Origin of the sequence: Burkholderia guangdongensis, assembly GCF_013403875.1 — a bacterium.
Classification (GTDB): domain Bacteria; phylum Pseudomonadota; class Gammaproteobacteria; order Burkholderiales; family Burkholderiaceae; genus Burkholderia; species Burkholderia guangdongensis.
Map to the genome: position 1 here is coordinate 234,316 of NZ_JACBNX010000016.1, position 17,759 is coordinate 252,074.

Below are 17,759 nucleotides of genomic sequence, written 5' to 3' on the forward strand. Positions count from 1 at the left end.
GTGGTCGTGCGCGAGCGTTTGTGCGTCGAACTCGGGGCAACCAGGTTGCGCTGGGACGACTGGTGTGCGCATCGTGGTTTGACGGCGGGCGAAGGCGTGCGCCAGTTGATCGTGACCGCCATCCGCGACGACGCGGATTGGGAGCCCGAATCGATCATGCCGGGCCCGCTCAGGCCGATCGTCGGGGAGCGACGCAGTCGCGTCGAAATCCGGCTGACTGTTTCGGAACTGAACGCGGTCGAGCAGCGCGCGGCTGCGTTGGGTCTGAGTGGGAATCGCTGGATCGTGTCGCTGGTCCGAGCGCAATTGACGCGGGAGCCGCAGTTGGGCGAGCACGAGATGCGTGTGCTGTCCGCATCCAGTCAGCAACTTGCCGGGATCAGCCGCTTGCTGGGCCAGCTTGCGCGTGCCGGTGGGGCCGAGCTTGCGTGTCATGAACTGACGCGCGATTGGGCGGATATGCGAAAACACATTGACGACCACCTGCGTGCGACGGCGGCCGTCATCCGCGCCAACCTCGATCGATGGAGCCGCTGACATGCCTTACCCGAAAATCTACATCGATGCGATGCTTCTGAACTGGGGCGACCGCCTGTTTCAGGAGCCGCTGCGACATGCGCGTGCGTTGCGGCTTTCCCGCGCGGGTATTCGAGACGAGGCCGCTCGAATGCGGGCCCAGGTCGCCCGCACGCTCAGGCGTACCCCGGAGGTCATGGTCAAGATCACGAACAAGGCGGCCAGTGCGCAGGGTATGCGTGCAGTGCGTCGGCATTTGCGCTATATCTCCCGTAACGGCAGGATCGAACTGGAAGACCAGCATGGCGACCGCATTGCTGGCAAGGACGCACTGCGCGATCTCACGACGACTTGGCAGCTCGGCGGGTGGGGTATCCCGGAGACCAGTACGCGGCGCGAGGTTTTCAACATCCTGTTGTCGATGCCGCCGGGAACGGACCGGCAGGCGGTGCGTGATGCGGCGCGGGACTTCGCGGCGCTCGAGTTCGGCGACGGCCGCGCGTATGTCTTCGCGGCGCACGACGACGAGGCGCATCCACATGTGCACCTGAGTGTCCAGGTACGTGGTCCGGACGGTCGTCGTCTGAATCCTCGCTACAAGGATCTTCAGCGATGGCGCGAGCGTTTTGCGGAGAAGCTCCGAAAGCACGGTGTTGAGGCGAATGCAACGCCCCGGCGCGCGCGTGGCGTGACGCAACGGTATCCGAAGCCGGCCGTCGTCCATATGATCGCGCGCGGCGAAACGCCGAGCTACTGGAAACCGCTGCCGACCGACGCTCAGCGCGACGCAGGATGGGTAGCACAGGGCGGTGTATTCGCCGCCTGGCGAGAGATGGCCTACGCAATGGCGAGGTCGCGTGCGCGTGAGGATCGCACGATGGCCGTTGAAATGGCGTACTTCGTTGGATCCATGCCAGTGCAACGGGACAGGCCGGTGGTGGGGCGTGACCGGGATGACGGGTGCGAGCAGCCGAATCGCCTGGCGCCAGATACGGTAGATCGCTCAGACGACACCAGGCCGGATGTGGAGCGCTGATGCCGGGAGGGCGTGAGGGCCATACCTATCGCGCTGTGGATCAGAGGGAAGCGTATTTGCCGGGCTGGTCGAGCATGCTGAAATCCAGCATGCGGTCGGCGGCGCGGTGTTCGCTGCACCGCGCGGGGAACTGATCTTCTATAGTTGGAACAGGGCGGATGACCCAGCAGGGCCGTTTTGACGGTGGCCTTGATCGGACGGCGAGGAGACTGCTCGTGGTGGGGCGACTCGAGGCTGCAGTCTCGGGTCGCCGGATTCATTCACCGATCGATAAACCACACCGGCCCTGCCTTGAATGTCGCGAAGAGCAGAAACAGCAGGGTGATCGCGAGAAGCGGGATGCCGTAGAGTGCCACCGGGAAAAACAGTACGAGTTGGAGAGCCGATCCGCCCGCACCATACGGCAGATTCGTGTCCCGGATGTTCTCGTAGATCAGCCAGACGACTGCTGCGAGACCCGTTGCCATGAGGACGATGCAGCCCGACGTCGGCTCATGATGCAGGAAGGCTGTGCCCCACGCGACGTATCCCCACCAGAGAAAATTGATGCCGATGGCCGCGAGCCAGAATCCTCGTGCTGTGAAAAAGCTGTAGTCGAACCGACGTCGGCAGTGGCGGCCGAAGAGCTGGGTACCCTTCGCAATTCCGACAACTGCACCAAGGATAATCGCAAGTTTCAGAAGCTCCATGGAATACTCTCCCGGATATTGACTCGATCACGTTGCTTGTGCGGTTGCTTGGGAATGACTGGCAGAAAAGATGGGATATAGATCGCCATTTATTCAATAATAGATGGTCATTCCGAAAATGCAACGATCCCTATTTATGGTTATTCTTTTAATTTTTGTTCTTGTCGATTTTTTCTTACTGGAGCAGAAAATTTTTTACCAGGAGCGAAGCTGCTGGCGGATGAGCACGACGTCGATACAGAGTGAGCCGATGCTCAACAGTTTCGACATGTCTTGTTGTAGAGCGTGGTCGTATAGATCCAGAAGTAACTGGCTCCACGGTTCGCTATGACGGGCGTCAGAGATTTTTGTGCGTATGCTGGCACGTGATGAATGTCCATTTCGATCGAATTTGGACAAGATGGGAATATCGATCTGGGCAACGATTTGGTTGTCTCTCGCCAGAAAGACCACGGACGCGATGAGTTCAACGTCTTCGTCCAGGTGCCCATCAGCCGTATGACGCTCCTGAGCAACGGCAAGACTATAGGACAACACCATGTCTTTGCCGCGTTGGCTGATCCAGTGCTCGGCCCGTTTCAGCTCCTCGTTGAGCATCTGCAGGCGACCGTATTCCTGCTCAGTCAATGCCGAGTGGCGCTCGCCTGAAGGGAAGGGGGCTGACATTCGTTCCATACCTGGCACCTGATGACGGGACACCGGACTTGCCTTGGGCCGGCCGTCGCTGTCCAGTCTTCTCATCCGAGTCCTCTGTAACTACGAAAATCGTAGTATCTGGCTTGGTTTTTTGCAACGATATTCGTAGCTTCGCTTGCATCGAGCTACCATGAATGTCTGCTGCGCAATCGGTATTTGGAACGCGGCTAAAGGAGGCTCGCCTGAAGACCGGGCTATCTCAGAAGCAGCTCGGAATCGAGGCGGGGCTGGATCCCTTTGTCGCCAGCACACGCGTTAACCGCTACGAACTTGGCATTCACAAGGTGGATTACACCTTTGCCGTTCGTCTTGCGGAGGTGCTGCATGTCCCAGTCGCGTTTTTTTACGCTAACGATGACGAATTGGCTCGCCTGATTTTCGCGTTTGGCCGACTGTCGAATACGCAGCGCAGCAAACTCGTGTCGCAGGCTGAGGCTTGGGCGGCCGAGTAGAGGTACCTGGCCGGGACCATCACCGTTGTCCGATTACGGCGTGAGAGACTTAAAACGACCCAACTCGGTCATTCCGTCGCGTTTGCTGTTGACGCCCGCTTCCAAAGGACCTCGGTCATTCGATTTGGCGATATGGTCGGTGGATTATCGGTCTTTGCGGTCGCTCGACGTGTCTCGCCAGACTGTCGGCAATATCACAGGTTGCCCTCTGATGGATTCGTATCCAACAAATGGTACTTCCTTAACTTGTGAATGATCGGCTACGCAAAGTTTAGTCAGACTGTCCAGTTAGAGAGCCAAAATGAGCTTGCTAGTGTCGTCGGGGTCAAACATGCCGGGACGATCCTCAGGATCGCACCACGTCCCGTAGACATCGTCCAAGAGACCATCTGAGGTCATCACCTCAAGTGGCGCGACAGTCTTCCATCCCTGTACAAATTTTCTCAATCTGAACTGATCTGAGGGATCCCGCTTAGGAACGCCGGCGAGCTCATATGCTGTCGCCCAATCATGATCATTGATGGTTCGAACCGACAGTTCCATCGACGAATGCTTGCGCAACGCTGCGTCAAGGCACTCGCTATTCAATGAAGCGAGCTCTGCGATTAGACGGCCCAACGAGGTTGCAGCCTCCACATCGAGCGCGCGATCGCTAGCCAGTTCCGGTCCGGAGAGGGGGAAACGGTATGAGAAAAGCTCTCGGTGTTCGCGAAGCTCCTCGAGCTGTGTGCACCATTCCGGCATTCGTCCTGGATTGAGCGAACGCATGTAATCGGCGGTGCGATTGAGGATGTTCTGGTGCGTCATCTTGACCGTCTTCTCACCTTGCCACACAACTTGGGGAGAGGTGAGGAGGAAGGCTCGACATGCGTTCAGAACCGCATAGTAGTTGAAATATGGAACACCGAGCATTAGGTTGTGTTCGTAAGCGTATGCTGCTGAGCCAGCAAGCATATTGGCGGCGGTTGCAAACTTTATCGCTAGATAGTGACGCAGTATCCAGTGGCTATTTGCATCGATGTCGAACGCCTTCGCTATCGGCGCGAAGAGCGCGCGGCGATTGGTGCAGTATGACTGGATCATCGCCAAATCGGCCTGGCGCAGTAGTTCCTCATAGCTATAACAATACGTTGACCCGGTTGCGCTGCGGATGTCTTCGAGAGTGGCTGTGCAGAAATTATTCATGAGCATGAGTCCGTTTCATTGTCGTCGAACGTCTAGGGGACGAATTCCGAATCAGCGACGATACGGTGCATGCGTCTTGAGGAAATCGGTTCCAGCATGACCATAGCTTAGCCTTTGGACAAAATATGCAAGCTCACACTTGCTTTCCATGTGAGGGGCACACCGACTGATGATGTTCTTCTTCACCGGTAGTTCTCGGCCGCGACCTCGACTAGGACATCGCACAGAAATCTGTTGAGATCGCCAGCGTCCGAGTTGGCGGCGGTCTTTCCTGAAAAGGATCTTGACGATCCGAAGCATCGCTTGTACCGGGCAGTTGACGGCTAAAAGCGCACTGATTCTAAAGTATTGCGGCTGGCATATGCGACGACAATCGCAGCCGCCTACAACAACTCGCCGTTCCGAATTACCTTGAAGTCCTGAGGGTTGAGCATGCGAGTCGAGTGATTCGTGATGCGAACATCGCCATGGCACTGCACCAGATGCTTCTCACCGTGAGCGATGATCGCGTCCTGGTAGTCGTCCTTGCTGAGTTCGACCGATACCTTTCTATGCTGGCCTTCGATCATAGCGACGATCGTGATCGTTCCGCTTTCGTCGGCCAACGGCCGATCGAGTTTTTCCACGGACCCGGTGATCGTTCGGTCATGGAGGGTGTAGTCCTCGCGTTTGTAATAGGCTGCGGCCTCCGCGACCCGCTCCACCTTGTCACGGTCGAACACGAATGTGACAGGTAAGCTCGGGGCCTCGCTTCCGCCGGCCGGCGAAATCGTCACTTCGAACCCGCGCTTTTTATCCGTACCGCTCAATCCAACCAAGGCATCGCACAAATTCGCACTCGCGCCGTTGTTGATCGCTTCATCGAGCACGATCGCTCTGCCACCGCGTGCTACGGTCTCGATCGCATTGTCGAGCGCTCGCAAACCGGACGACAGCGTAGCTGTTACTAAGTTGGTCATCGGAACGGACGGTAGGCCGAGTTGCGTGGTCTGCTGCGGCGGCACGGGGGCGATGATGTTGACGACGTAACTGCCCACCTCGGTCTGACCCAGCCTCAGCGATTTCAGGTACTCCGTGGCCTCTTCCGGTCTACGCCCACTAAACTGTCGGCGTTTCGACATCGATGCGCACGCCGCCGCTTCCATCAGGTCGCGCGCACGCTCGTTCAACATCACCCCGTCGTCGAGGGGGATGGTGCCGCCTTCCACGTCGAAGTGAAACACGCGCACCCTGATTCGGTCGGCGAAGCGGCCCATCACGTCCGAAACGATTTCAAGCGGTGTGCGCCGCGCGAAGTCAGCGAGCGCGGTGACGGCATCAACAAGGCGGTTGCTGAAGTCTTTGGCCCTCTGCGCCGACGTTGGCAGCAGCACCTCGGCATCGATAGCGTCTGGCTCGGGCCGGTGCCACACCGATGCCAGATCGCCAAGGTCCGCGTCCTTCCTCCAGCCTGTGAGCGTGAGATACGCAGCGAGCTGGTCGGTCGTAACGTCAGCCAGGTGTTTCAGCAAGTCGTTGCGGTCCATCACGCGCTCTCCCGATTGCTTGCAAGCGTCATGAGATGCATGAGGCTGTCGGTCGTGAGCCGCTGGTTCAGCGGTACGTCAACTGTCACGTTACTGCTGTTCGTCGTACTCGGCTGGTCGCGCAGCGACACATAGAAACATGCGTTATACATGCGCATGTGTTCCTGATGATGTTCCACCCAGTAGGCCGGATCGTCAGGAACGAGTAGAACAGCCAGGTAGCGCGGGCATAGTACGTCGGTACCCCGCAGGTCATCATAGTTCTTGCGGGACAGCGGGAACTTGATCACGTCGCCAGAGATGAGATCCCGCGAAGTACATTTGAGTTGGAACTGCACCTTGGGGTTGCGAAGCACGCCGGTGAATCCGCGGCCACTTAGTTCCAGGTCAACGCTGTCGTCGTCCACCTCCAGCTCGGACGGGTTGAACCCGACCTGCGCCGCAATGGCGCGGACGTATGCCTTGTTGAACTGCTCCTTCTGCTTCGAGATATCCATTCCCCGTTCCTCGCAACCGGCTGCACACCCGAACAGGGCCGCGTCGCCTACGATTTTTCCCCATTGTAACGGCTATAGGCGGTCCGGGCTTCGACGCAACGTTCAACGCGATCGGCCCGTCGCTCGCCCTTCTAGCGTTCGAATGAACCGGATCGATGCACCGATGTGGCTGAAGATCAGCAGAGCCTCGCTGTGGTTCAGGATGGGGTTGTCGTGCGCCAGGCTTTTGTTGTTGCGGACATCGTTGAATGCTTCCAGGATGCTGATGCTGCTCCGCAGGATGCGATCGGTCATCTCCGACTCAAGCAGCCCGGTTGCTCGAACCGCTTTGACGTACTCGCCCATAAGGCTGTGCAGCGGTTTGTCTCGGTTCACCTCAATGCCGCGGCGCTCGCAGTACGTGCGAAGAAACTTAATCGTGAACACGTGCAAGCGATCAAGCGCTGTCGCCGGCTCGTTTTGATCGATGGCCGTTCGTATGTGTTTCGCGGCTGCTTCAAAGTCCAGGTCGTTGACGCTGGCCGTGAACGCGTCGACCTCCGGAACCGGACTCGCCGGGTTTTGATGAAGTCGGTCGATGATCTTCTGCACGTCGGCGAGCAGGGCATTGTCCACGTCGGCCGGAAGGCACTCGTATTCGTTGGCGTGCTCGATCATCGCGACCAGCACTTTGGCAACGATGTGGTCGGGTTCAATGGTCCAAAAGCCCCGCATCCGGTTGGCCTTGGAACCCGAACTCGTATTGATCCGGTATTTGGCATCGTCGATGTCCAGGCCGGTGTGCTCCTCGAAGAAAAGGGAAAACGTGCGGTCGGAAAAGTTGAGCACATAGCCGCTGCTCATGCCAAGCAAGCGTTCGAGTTTCCGCTTTTCGATAGAGGACAGGGTTGCCATGCTGCTCCCGATGTATGGGCTGGTCTGTCGACGATTGTAACGAGGAACAGCGATGCCACCAGGCAAGCGGCATTTACAGGCGAGACCCGGCAAACGCCGTCATGCGGTTTCGGTCGCCCCGTCCCTTGGCCCCGTCGCGGGCGGCATCGCAATGAACGCCTGGCGATCGTCCGACACCACGCGGTCGTAACGCTGGACGAACGTGCGCATCTTTTCCGGGTGGTCGTTGTACGAGTTGATCCAACGCTGGATCGCCGCCGCCACCGCTTCAATCAACCCATAGGTATTGATGTATTTCATCATGGGATCGTCGCTCGGCGGGTACTCCTGGACGCCGACGTACGGAGTCAGCCGGGCGACCTTCCCGGCGGCGACCTTGCGGGACTCCAGGTTCGACATGTGCAGCAGGCTGTTGCGGAACTCCCATAGTTCTTCGGGTGTTGCGCCGGCCGTGGTCGGGCCGGAGAACATGCGCAACCAGTCGATGAACACCGGCGTCTCACGCGGCAGCCGGTCGCCGAACTCGACGTACGCGATCGTGTCCAGGAACGACATCAGCAGTTTGAGGCACGAGATGAAGTGCCGGTTGTTGAACAGCAGCCGTATGGCCTTGAAATAGTCGTCGTGGATCAGGCCCGGCATGTCGAACGTGCCGGCCTCCTCGTTAATGTACTTGAACAGGTAGTCGTCCATTTTCCCAGGCTCCCCCACGCCCTCCGGCAGTTCCGACATGTTGAGCGGCCCCAGCGGCACACTCACGTGGATCGTGGGCACGCCGTCGACGATCGGTGTAACGCAAAACAGCGGGGCCATGCCCGCACCGACCTCGCGGAACAGTGGTTCGAACATGTGGGTCGTTTCGCCCAGGCGTTCCATCGCGTGGTACTCCTCGCGCGGCATCGGGCGGGCCAGCGGCACGCGCCGCACGGACGAGAAATCGCGCGTTGCGCGCTCTTGCAAAAACGCTAGCTTTTTGGCGTCGCTCCCTTGCCGGTAGTACTGCTTGATCCCCACGGCCCGTAGTTCGTCGGCTTCGAAATACGTGTATACGTTGTACACTGGTTCGTGTCTTTTCATTGCCCTGTGCTCGGCCTCATTGTTCCGAAGATCCTAAACCAACGCGCGGCATATGCACACGAGTGTCCGGTTACTGAGTCAAGCTGCCGCCTAGATGACGCTGCTCACGAGGCGGCGACCGTCGTCTTCTGGCCGATCTTGGTCCAACGCAGACTCGATCGATCCCGAATCGCAGCAGGCATGCGAGATGCACAAGTCGAGCCAATTCGGCCGTTGCGCAGCTAGATGTGCATGGCGGAACGCTTGCAGAGATCGGCCAATTTTGCGTGCGCGCGCTCGACTAAGCCAAGGAAACTCGTCTCAATGTCAAAAAATAGTTTCCACACGGCCTCGGCCGATTTCAGCCAAAATAATCCGGCTGAATCGTTACAATGGCCCGGATGAGCGCCTCCTTCGACAGCATCGAATGCGAAACAAGCTGACTTCCTATTTCTGGAGCGGCGATGCCATCCGTAGTCGACGCGTAAGTGACATCGTTCTGTCAGGCGCGGTCGATGTCCCGGTGCCCTCTGCGCGCCTGCTTGCGGATTGGGAAAGAGAGACATCGTCGCGGCTCGCCCTGGAACCGGGGGATGTCGAGTCAATGCCTTTGGCGCGGACGCAGGCGCGCTGGCCGGACTATAGACGCTGTGTGCAGGCAATGATCGACTGGACGTGTGCGCTTGGACTACCCGGCGTGCTAGCTTCCAGTGATGTCGCTCTGATGGCCTGTCGTGGCGCGAGGTACCACTATGATGGTGCGCAATATGGCGGTGCGGCCTTTTGCAATCTCTTCCTTAGCGAAGACAAGGGGCTGGACTTGCATTTTCCCTCTACGGGCCATCGCATTCCCCTGACTCGGGGAACCGCAGTGATATTCGATCCCAGTCAGCCACATGGCGTCATTCAGCGCCGCAGCGACGGTTTCAATGTGGCCGACTTCGCATCGGACCAGGATTGCATCCAGATATTCCTGACCTGGGAGCTTTCCATCGAAGATGCCCGTGTCGGGCAAGCACTCGAGGTGGTCTTCGACCCCGTCCCTTCGATCCCGCTGCAACTGGAAGAGGAGCAGGTCTGGTTGACCGATGCACCGGCCGCTGTGTGCCCGGAATCGGGTCGCTGGTACCGGGTTGATTAATTGTTAGCACGCGCTTCCGGCGCTTGAGCTCGGGTACATGGCGCCCAAAACCGGCGCAAGCCTATCCTGCCATCCCTCGTTTTTATATTGTTTTTAATGCCGTCGGCTAAACGCTTTCGGCGAGGCTGATCGTGAATGTCCGCGAGGTAATCCGGGGCGGTCGCGAGCTGCGCTTCATCAGTCTGCTGGTTTCCGTTTGCGGACCGCATGCCGATTCGGTGAGAACGGTCCATCGGGTCTGCCAGTAGTACGGGACGATTCCGCGCGATGGATGGGTCGTGGCCCATAGCGGAACGTCGGGAGGCCGTGAGATCGGCCCGTTGCCCCCGGCATTCTCGCGTCCCGAATCCGTGAGCCCAATCTTGTTTCGTCGGCCTGTTGTGTTTTCGAAGTCGGTACTGTCGTTGTTGGGAGTATGCGGGAGCCTGCCGCGAGTCAGTCCGACAAAGGAGAGATTCCGCGAGGTCATCGTGCCATTGTCGGTGCTCGGGGATACGGCGGACATGCGGCTGGCCCGCATGAGTTTGTTTGGCCATTCTTGATCGACCTGTGTCGGTGCGGTTGTGGTGTCCGCCCGCATACTTTCGTTCGCTGTCTGCAGGACAGCCATTCTCGGCTGTTGCTCATACACGACGGGCCAAAAATATTTCTTCTATTCCGGCCCGATCCCGATGATTCCGTGTGGTTCCGGCGAAGCGATTCTGCACCGGAAGCGGGTATTGACGGCCCCCTCCTGAGTGAACAAGATGAAGTGAAGAGAGTGATCTGGAGCGAGTCATGTCGGTTGCGAAAAGCTATACACGGGCGCAATGGGATGAGCTTATCCACTCTCTCGAATCATTGCCGGTCAAGCCGGAGGCCGAGCAGCGCGTCTCGATCACCGATGCAATGAAAGAGATGCGGGTGTTGATCGGCGTGGTAAGGGAAAAGGGGTACACGCTGGAAGAAATCGTTGAGCACGCAAGGGACAAGGGCGTCGAGTTCAGCGTTGGCTCCGTCAAATACGCGTTGTATCCCACGGGCAAGAACAGACCGCCTCGACAGGCGGCAAAAGAAGCCACGCGGGACAATGCTGCACCATTGCGCCGCCCGAAACAAATGCATCGGGGCGGCGTACAACGTGCACAAAGCGCTCGCGCGAATCCAAAGCAGGATGGGGAAAAGGTCGGCAGCAAGCCGGGAGCCATGGTGATGCGGGATGCGTTCTCATTCGAGATCGAGCCCGACACCGAGAACCTTTAGAGGACTCGAATGGATACGACGACTTACCCCATCTATCTTGTCGGCGGCAGCAAGGGCGGCGTGGGCAAGAGCTTCGTTGCGCTCGCCTTGGCTGACTATCTGCAGCGCCGCGAAATTCATGCCGCGCTGGTGGAAACCGATACCTCTAATCCCGACGTGATGAAAGCCGTTCAGAACGAGATGCGTTGCATCGCATACAGCCTGGATGACGCGAACGGCTGGATTGGTCTCGTCAATTTCTGCGACGAGAACCGGGATGCCGTCATTGTCGTCAATACGGCGGCGCGCAATCAGGCGGGTGTGGCGCAGTTCGGTGCGACACTGGCCGGTACGCTGGGCGAGCTGCGGCGCCAGCTCGTTGTCCTGTGGGTGATCAACCGGCAACGCGACAGCCTCGAACTGCTGAACGCCTTCAGCCGAACATTCCCGGATGCGATCACGCACGTGGTGCGCAATGGGTATTTTGGTACGCCAGATCAGTTTTCGCTATATCAGGTGTCGCAGCTTCGTAAAACCATCGAGGCAAAAGGCCATTCGCTGGACTTTCCCGATCTTGCGGATCGGGTGGCCGACGAGCTTCGTAGTCAGCGCCTGTCGATCAGCGAAGCGGCGAAAAAGATGCATATCGGCGAGCGGGCGGAATTGCTGCGCTGGCGAGCCCTGTGCGATGCCATGTTCGGGCAGGTGACGGCCGATGCGTGAGCGGCGGGCGAGGCTGCCTGACGCACTCGCCCGCCTGTTTCTCGACGTCACGGGTGATGCGCCTGACGATGCCAGTCTTTTGCGCATGCACCGGATATCGGGCGTGCTGAACCTGCGAGACAATGATGCGCTGTGGTCGGTCATTGCCGTGCTCGAATACTATGCGCGGCTGTACGAGGCGATGCCCGAGCGCATCCGGCAGGCGGGTGAAGGCAGTTTCGACGCGGTGCGCCGGGAAGCGGAAGCGGCGACCGATGCCCTTATGCGCCAGCACCGTGACGCGCTTGCGCGCTGCAAGGCGACGATGGAACTGGCCGAGGAAATAACGCGCGAGCACGAGATGCGTTACCGGGCCGCGCTGGCCGCGCTGAACGACCAGTCGCTGACGGTGCTGGCGGAACGGGCAGCGGACAGGATTGCGCGCACGGCGGGTAACCGGCTTGTCGGCGTGTCGACTGTCGCCGCGCGCGAGCAGCGGGCGCGGCTAGACGAGACAGTCGCACAGATAGCGGTCGCCGGACAGATGGCGACGCAGGGCACGGTGCGTGTGCTCAGGCGTTTATTCTGGAGTGTGCTCGTCGTGTTGTTGCTGGTGACGGGAGCCAGTGCGTGCGCGGGCTGGTGGATGGGCGTTCATGCCGCGCAGGCGAGATACGCAGGCCGGTAACGGACGGGTGGGGTACCACCTAGCGAAAGAGGAGATGGACGGGACGGCAGAAGCATTGATCCGGGCCTCGCCCCGTTGCCGGGGCGAGGAATGCTCGGGTTATGCGCCGTCCCGTGCGGCGGGGTGCTCGCTCATGGAGGCCGCAGTCGGGAAGGGCCATGCGGGGCGTGGGCCGTTGTCCACGGCATCGGGCGGATCACCTGATTCCTCGTCGGCGGAATCAGCCGGGGCGGCTTCTTCCGCATCCTGCCCATCATCGGCATCATCCTCGACGTCATCGTCGTCGTCCGTGTCATTCCCCATGCTGAAGGTGTGGAAGGCCGGGACGTTCCGATCGGTGAGCATATCCGGGAGCCACGCGGACTTGGCCAGTCGCTGTTCCGCCGAGGCGGCGGCGTCGCCCTTCTTCATCTTGCTCAGGTCAAAGGCAATCTTGGGCGATGCCGCCTGCATGGCAACGTCCACGATGCGCGCCTTGCTGACATGATCGAAGTACGAGGCGCGGGTCGGCGTCCAGTACCGGGCCATGTCGAGTTGCAGCGCGTTGCTCAGGGCGTTGATCGCGTGCGGCTCTTCCTTGCCGGTGACGCCGTCGAGCAGGGTGCCGGTGCAGAAAGCAAGTAGATCGAGCAGTGTCGTGCCGGGGTCTTGCTCAATGAGCCACGGCAGCAGGTCGGCCAGTCGCGGTGGCACGGCGGCGAGCCACTGCTGGCGCTGCGCGTCGATGATGCCCCATGCCGTGCTGGCGGCCAAATCGTCAGCGGCTTTGAGCAGCGCATCATGGTTGCTGGTGGCGTTCAGTTCGAGATAATCCCGGCAGGCGTGTCCGTACCGCTCGGGAAAGGCTACCGGCGCGAGCCGATACAGCAGAGCAGCGAGGGCGACGGTCGGTTGCGCGATCAGTTCCGCGTGAACAGCGGCGGTACGGTGCGCGCTCAGTTGCTGGCAGAGCTTCGCGCTGTGAACCGGCTTGGGTCTGCGGTTTGTCTCAGTCAGCGCGCCGACGGATTGTCCGGCCGGAACTCCGCGTTCGTCGCGTGCAGCGTTGCCATCCCGGCGCATCAGTCCGCGCTCGATGAGCAGGTCGCCTTGCGAGTCGAGGATGACGAATGCGCCGGCTTCGGCCATCTGTTGGGCGTCCCATGTCGGTGCGCGGGTTTTCAGCGCCTGAATCGCGGCAGTGACTTGGTCCAATTCTGCTTCGAGCCGTTCGGCCTCCTCGTAGGCGTCCTCGTCACCTTCCGCGAGCGCATCGTACTGTTCCGCCAGTTCGTCCTGCCGTCCGGTCAGGTCATCGATTTCGCGCTGCTCGTCCTCGGTATACGGTCGGTCGAGGGGGGCGAGCCTGCGAAAGTGATTCAGTTCGGCCACGTCACGCTCGATGCGCGTTTCCGTCCAGCTCCACCCTTCGGCGCGGACTTCGTCAGCAGCGGCTTCGAGCTTTTCGCCCGCGAGACGTTGCAGCAGTTCGGCGTCGGCGATGTATCCCGCGTTGTCGGCATCGCTGAACAGATCGCGCCTGACGTACCCGCCGGCTGCCTCGTAGGTGTCCAGCCCGACGAAGCGCACCAGACGACTGCGGCTCGCGTCGATCTCGGCCCGGGTGATCGCCTGCCGCAGATATTGCGGCGCACGCTGCCAGTCGTTCGGCGCGTCGAACCAGACGCGTTCCTGCGTTTCGTGATCGTCGGCCAAGGCAAGCGCGGTCAACTGGTCGAGGGTAATTCCGTCCTCGCGCAGCAGGGCGAGCAGTTTGGGGGACACGTTGGCGAGCTTGAGACGTCGCTTGACCGTGATCGGCGCGGCGGAAAAGAGTGCCGCGATGTAGTCCACGCTACGGCCTTCCTCCGCCAGCATCCTGAACGAACGCAGCACGTCGAACGGATCGAGTCCTTCGCGCTGGCTGTTCTCGATCAGGCTGATCGCGAGGGCTTCGCCTTCGCTGACGATGCGCACGGGAACCGGGTGATCGGCCGCGATGCGCTTGTCCGCATGTAGCAGGTCGAGCGCGGCATGGCGGCGCTGACCGGCGCAGACGCCGAGCTTGCGCCGCTTGCCGCGCGATCCACGCAGTTCATGCACGACGAGATTTTGCAGCAGTCCTTTCGCGGCGATGTTGTCCGCCAGACCGGGAATGCCGGTGAGCGGTTTCGTGCGTGCGTTGAGCGGCGATTTCCGCAGGGACGAATACGGTACGGTGACAATCGGCTGCTCGTTGCCGAAGTCGGTTTCGAGCAGGGGCGTTGCCGGGGTGTCGGCCGTTTCAGCGGCCGTAATGGTTTGGGCTTCCATGATGCACTCCAGAAATGAATGAGCAGGTTCCGGGCCGTTTCACTCGATCCGATCAGGAGCAGACCCGGATGGGACTCCGGATCGAATGAATGGAGGGGTGCCTGTCGGCGCACCCCTCCGGCGACGGTTACGCCTTCATCTGGCGCATGGCGTCAGCGAGCATCCACAGCGCGCGGTTCAGCTTCACGTTCTGGTCGATGCCGGTGACGGGGCGCGTGGACATGGCGCGTCCACTGGCCGAGCGTCCGTGCAATCCGCCCTTGGTGAGGTTTTCCTGAACGCGGTTGAAGACGGTCCAGAGGTCGTCGCGGCGATCTTCGAAGCGTCGAGCGTTGAGCAGTTGGCTATCGGTGATGGGGGCGGGCGTTTCGGCGTCGGTCGGGTCGTAACGCAACGCGAGGGCGGAACGGGCGAAAGCGTGTTGCTCGTCGCGGTTCAGCGTCACGGCCTGCATGCCTTCCTTCTGCTCGCGGATCAGGTCGAAGCCGTCGAGCACGTCGAATGCGCCGTTGATAACGTTCTGTACGATGTTGCCTTTGTGAGGCACTCGGATATCGACGACGTTCTCGCCGGCGACGATGCCGTTTTGACAGACGAAGCGGAGCACGCCCGCCAGCATCTGATAGCTGCTCGTGCCGTCGTGCGAGTTCAGCATGACGATTTCGTTGGCTTCGTCGCCGGTGATCGTGTCGGCGTGGCGAAGCCGGAGCATGTGCTTGGTGTATTCGCGCTTGCTCTGGTCGCGCACGCGGGTCTGGCACACCATGAACGGCTCGAAGCCTTCGTTGCGCAGGCCGCGCAGCACGTCGATGGTCGGAATGTAGGTGTAGCGATCCGAGCGGCTGTCGTGCTTGCCTTCGGCGAAGATCGAAGGGGCGACGCGGTGGATCTGATCGTCAGACAGCGGTGCGTTGGAACGGAGTACCGGAGAACCGGGACGAAAGGAAGAGGTGAGTTGCATGACTTTCTCCCACAGCAAAAGGGTTGAAATACGGGCTGTGGGATAGCCTTGCCGCTTACGCGGGAAACCTTCCCGGTGGAACTCGGGGTTGGCTTTTGCTGTTGCCTGACGCCCTGTTTCCTGCCCGTGCGACCCAAGGAGCCGAGGGTGGGGCGGTGTCAAGGAAAGAGGCGAGGGATGGTGCGGGCAACACGGTCCCTCGCCCCTTGACGCCGCCCCGCCCTCGGCTACGGTCGCGGGACAGGGCGGGAAACAGAGCGGCAGGCAGATGCCAAGGCGCGAGTTCGACGGGAAGAATTGCGAAGCCTGGGTTATTCACAGATTTTGGGGGCAACGCTGTGAATAACCGCCACGGCAGAAGCGTAAGTAATTGAGGGATATCGGATTTCCGGACAAGCCCCGTGGTGAGCCTGAAACGAGTCAGGATTCGAGCACTTGGTGGATTGGATATCTCTCGTTCAGGAACTTCATAGGTGATTGGAAGGTAATCGAAGGCGAACTGGTCGAAGGGTGATCGAAAACGGTAATTTTCCGAGGTTGCCTGACGCGGCGCGGTGTTAATCTTGAAAAAGAGCCCGCGGCCAACCGCAGATGCGGGCCGACGCGGTGTTTGGACTCTCAAATCCGCCACCCCGGAACTGATCGATGTTGCTCCGATAGATAGGAAATCCGAGTGACGACTAAGCCCGACTCCTCTCCCAAAAAGCAGGTCTGGTCACATTGCAACATGTGCGGCCACGAAACCGTGCATGATGTCGTGAAGCAGATCCGCAAGTCGCGTGACTACGATCACGGCGAATATACGGTATCCGTTGGAACTACTTGGCGCATCCTGCAATGCCGCGGCTGCCACGAAGTGGCAATGAGCCGAGTCGATTGGTGCTCGGAAGATTTCCCTGGAGATCCCTATATGCCAACGTACTTTCCGCCACGAGTTTCCCGGCGTAAGCCAGACTGGCTGATTCGACAAGAGGTGCCGGCCTACCAAGGGTTGCTCGATGAGGTCTACGCTGCGCTTCACGCTGACAGCCGGAGGCTTGCAATGATGGGCGCAAGGGCGATTATTGACAAAGCAATTGCCAGGAAGATTGGCGACCAAGGCAGCTTCGCCAAAGGGCTAGACGAATTGCAGAAAGCCAACTTGCTGAGTCAACAGGAAAGACCGATCATCGAAGCAGCAATCGACGCCGGATCGGCCGCCATGCACCGCGGACATCAGCCATCGGTGGACTCGCTCAACACCACTATCGATATCGTCGAGCGAGTCGTCCATGCCGAAATTCTGGAAGAGAAGGCCAAGGAATTGGCCGCCGCTACGCCGAAGCGTGCATCTCGGGCGACAACGACAAAGGCCGAGAAGCAAGATAAGGCAGGTCGCTAGTTGTTTTTTGAGCAAGGAAAAGCAGGGCGATGACAGACCAGGTGTTGGCAGACCACGAGAAGCGAATACGCAGCGTCCAAGGTTCGATGTGGGTGCTCTTGTCGATTGCGGTGTTGTTTGGTGTTTTACCATTCTTAGAACCGCTCCGCCCGGCTACCGAGATGGTGGGAACGTGGTGGCAACGAGCTGGCGCACCGATCGCAATTTTTGCATTCCTCGCGCAGAACAAAGCCCAACATCTGGACGCTTTAATCATGCCGGGTTCGTTCACCAGCCCAGAGATGGAGGCGTTCCGGAGAGCGTACAGGCATAGTCAACAACTTGGACTGTACGCGGCATCGACTCTAACGGTCGCTGGTACAGTGATATGGGGGTACGGTGACCTTATCGTGCGATCGATGGGCTGCTTTTTCGGGTCGATCTAGATAGGAAAACTTCGCGATGGTGACCGATGACGAACTGAAGCTGCGGCTTGCGGACCACGAAGACAACTTCGTCGAGCGCAAACCTAGCGGAGTCAATGAGCGTGAACTGCGGCAAACGTTGAGCGCGTTCGCGAACGCATTGGCGCCTGATCGTGCCGGCGTTCTATTCATCGGCATCGCCGACAAGGGGGGAGCGGTTGTTGGCGTGGCGAACACGGATAGTGAGCAGAAGCACGTGCGAAAAGCCGCAGACGCATGCTATCGGGCCTGTCAGTAATTTCGTGTTCAAGGCATATCATCCTCTCAAGGAGAATGTATGCCCCGCAAACCGAAAGCCAAGCCTGCAGAGCTGCCGGCGATTCCGGCCGAACTGCTTGAACAGTTCGGCAACGGTCCGATGA

General features: G+C 59.7%; 18 protein-coding genes. 9 read left to right on the forward strand and 9 right to left on the reverse strand.

The features are described 5' to 3' along the window. A complete protein-coding gene (locus HZI36_RS16840) occupies nt 1-537 on the forward strand; it encodes a plasmid stabilization protein (protein ID WP_179403780.1) in 537 nt (178 codons plus the stop codon). Nucleotide 538: 1 nt separating this feature from the next. Then, nucleotides 539-1,552 carry a relaxase/mobilization nuclease domain-containing protein gene (locus tag HZI36_RS16845; protein WP_179403781.1) on the forward strand — a complete coding sequence of 338 codons (1,014 nt, stop codon included), beginning with the start codon at nt 539-541 and terminating at the stop codon, nt 1,550-1,552. Between the two features lie 260 nt (nt 1,553-1,812). On the opposite strand, the gene HZI36_RS16850 is transcribed toward HZI36_RS16845, so the two are convergent. Next, nucleotides 1,813-2,241 carry a hypothetical protein gene (locus tag HZI36_RS16850; protein WP_179403782.1) on the reverse strand — a complete coding sequence of 143 codons (429 nt, stop codon included), beginning with the start codon at nt 2,239-2,241 and terminating at the stop codon, nt 1,813-1,815. A 195-nt stretch (nt 2,242-2,436) separates the two neighbouring features. Further along, nucleotides 2,437-2,916 carry a hypothetical protein gene (locus HZI36_RS16855; protein ID WP_179403783.1) on the reverse strand — a complete coding sequence of 160 codons (480 nt, stop codon included), beginning with the start codon at nt 2,914-2,916 and terminating at the stop codon, nt 2,437-2,439. 155 nt (nt 2,917-3,071) lie between these two features. On the opposite strand from HZI36_RS16855, the gene HZI36_RS16860 reads away from it, so the two are divergent. Further along, complete coding sequence (locus tag HZI36_RS16860; protein ID WP_179403784.1) at nt 3,072-3,389, forward strand: helix-turn-helix domain-containing protein; 318 nt, start codon at nt 3,072-3,074, stop codon at nt 3,387-3,389. A gap of 288 nt (nt 3,390-3,677) precedes the next feature. Here HZI36_RS16860 and HZI36_RS16865 read toward each other — a convergent pair whose 3' ends face one another. The 5 genes from HZI36_RS16865 to HZI36_RS16885 all read right to left on the reverse strand — a co-directional run bounded on the left by HZI36_RS16865 (nt 3,678) and on the right by HZI36_RS16885 (nt 8,568). Then, nucleotides 3,678-4,580, reverse strand: a complete 903-nt coding sequence (locus tag HZI36_RS16865) for a hypothetical protein (RefSeq protein ID WP_179403785.1) — start codon at nt 4,578-4,580, stop codon at nt 3,678-3,680. Nucleotides 4,581-4,957: 377 nt separating this feature from the next. Beyond that, nucleotides 4,958-6,100 carry a hypothetical protein gene (locus HZI36_RS16870; RefSeq protein ID WP_179403786.1) on the reverse strand — a complete coding sequence of 381 codons (1,143 nt, stop codon included), beginning with the start codon at nt 6,098-6,100 and terminating at the stop codon, nt 4,958-4,960. Then, nucleotides 6,100-6,597 (reverse strand): DUF4365 domain-containing protein, encoded by a 498-nt coding sequence (locus tag HZI36_RS16875; RefSeq protein ID WP_179403787.1) that lies wholly within the window; start codon nt 6,595-6,597, stop codon nt 6,100-6,102. The genes HZI36_RS16870 and HZI36_RS16875 overlap by 1 nt, the downstream gene beginning before the upstream one ends. A gap of 102 nt (nt 6,598-6,699) precedes the next feature. After that, entirely contained in the window at nt 6,700-7,491 is a 792-nt protein-coding gene (locus HZI36_RS16880) for an abortive infection family protein (protein WP_179403788.1), read from the reverse strand. Between the two features lie 99 nt (nt 7,492-7,590). Continuing rightward, entirely contained in the window at nt 7,591-8,568 is a 978-nt protein-coding gene (locus tag HZI36_RS16885) for a hypothetical protein (RefSeq protein ID WP_179403789.1), read from the reverse strand. 406 nt (nt 8,569-8,974) lie between these two features. Between HZI36_RS16885 and HZI36_RS16890 the strand changes: the two genes are divergently transcribed. From HZI36_RS16890 to HZI36_RS16905, 4 genes are all read left to right on the forward strand, one after another. Next, complete coding sequence (locus HZI36_RS16890) at nt 8,975-9,688, forward strand: hypothetical protein (RefSeq protein ID WP_179403790.1); 714 nt, start codon at nt 8,975-8,977, stop codon at nt 9,686-9,688. A 777-nt stretch (nt 9,689-10,465) separates the two neighbouring features. Continuing rightward, nucleotides 10,466-10,930, forward strand: a complete 465-nt coding sequence (locus HZI36_RS16895) for a hypothetical protein (protein WP_179403791.1) — start codon at nt 10,466-10,468, stop codon at nt 10,928-10,930. A 9-nt stretch (nt 10,931-10,939) separates the two neighbouring features. Continuing rightward, complete coding sequence (locus HZI36_RS16900; protein WP_179403792.1) at nt 10,940-11,632, forward strand: nucleotide-binding protein; 693 nt, start codon at nt 10,940-10,942, stop codon at nt 11,630-11,632. After that, on the forward strand, nt 11,625-12,299 hold the full coding sequence (locus HZI36_RS16905) for a hypothetical protein (RefSeq protein ID WP_179403793.1): 675 nt from the start codon (nt 11,625-11,627) through the stop codon (nt 12,297-12,299). The genes HZI36_RS16900 and HZI36_RS16905 overlap by 8 nt, the downstream gene beginning before the upstream one ends. Before the next feature lie 99 nt (nt 12,300-12,398). On the opposite strand, the gene HZI36_RS16910 is transcribed toward HZI36_RS16905, so the two are convergent. Together HZI36_RS16910 and HZI36_RS16915 are read right to left on the reverse strand one after the other, a co-directional pair. Next, nucleotides 12,399-14,591, reverse strand: coding sequence for a ParB/RepB/Spo0J family partition protein (locus HZI36_RS16910; protein WP_179403794.1), 2,193 nt, complete (start codon nt 14,589-14,591; stop codon nt 12,399-12,401). Between the two features lie 127 nt (nt 14,592-14,718). Next, nucleotides 14,719-15,552 (reverse strand): DUF932 domain-containing protein, encoded by an 834-nt coding sequence (locus HZI36_RS16915; RefSeq protein WP_179403795.1) that lies wholly within the window; start codon nt 15,550-15,552, stop codon nt 14,719-14,721. A 673-nt stretch (nt 15,553-16,225) separates the two neighbouring features. Between HZI36_RS16915 and HZI36_RS16920 the strand changes: the two genes are divergently transcribed. After that, nucleotides 16,226-16,933, forward strand: coding sequence for a DUF4145 domain-containing protein (locus HZI36_RS16920; protein ID WP_343050241.1), 708 nt, complete (start codon nt 16,226-16,228; stop codon nt 16,931-16,933). Between the two features lie 441 nt (nt 16,934-17,374). Next, entirely contained in the window at nt 17,375-17,635 is a 261-nt protein-coding gene (locus tag HZI36_RS16925; protein ID WP_179403796.1) for an AlbA family DNA-binding domain-containing protein, read from the forward strand. Nucleotides 17,636-17,759: the final 124 nt, after the last annotated feature.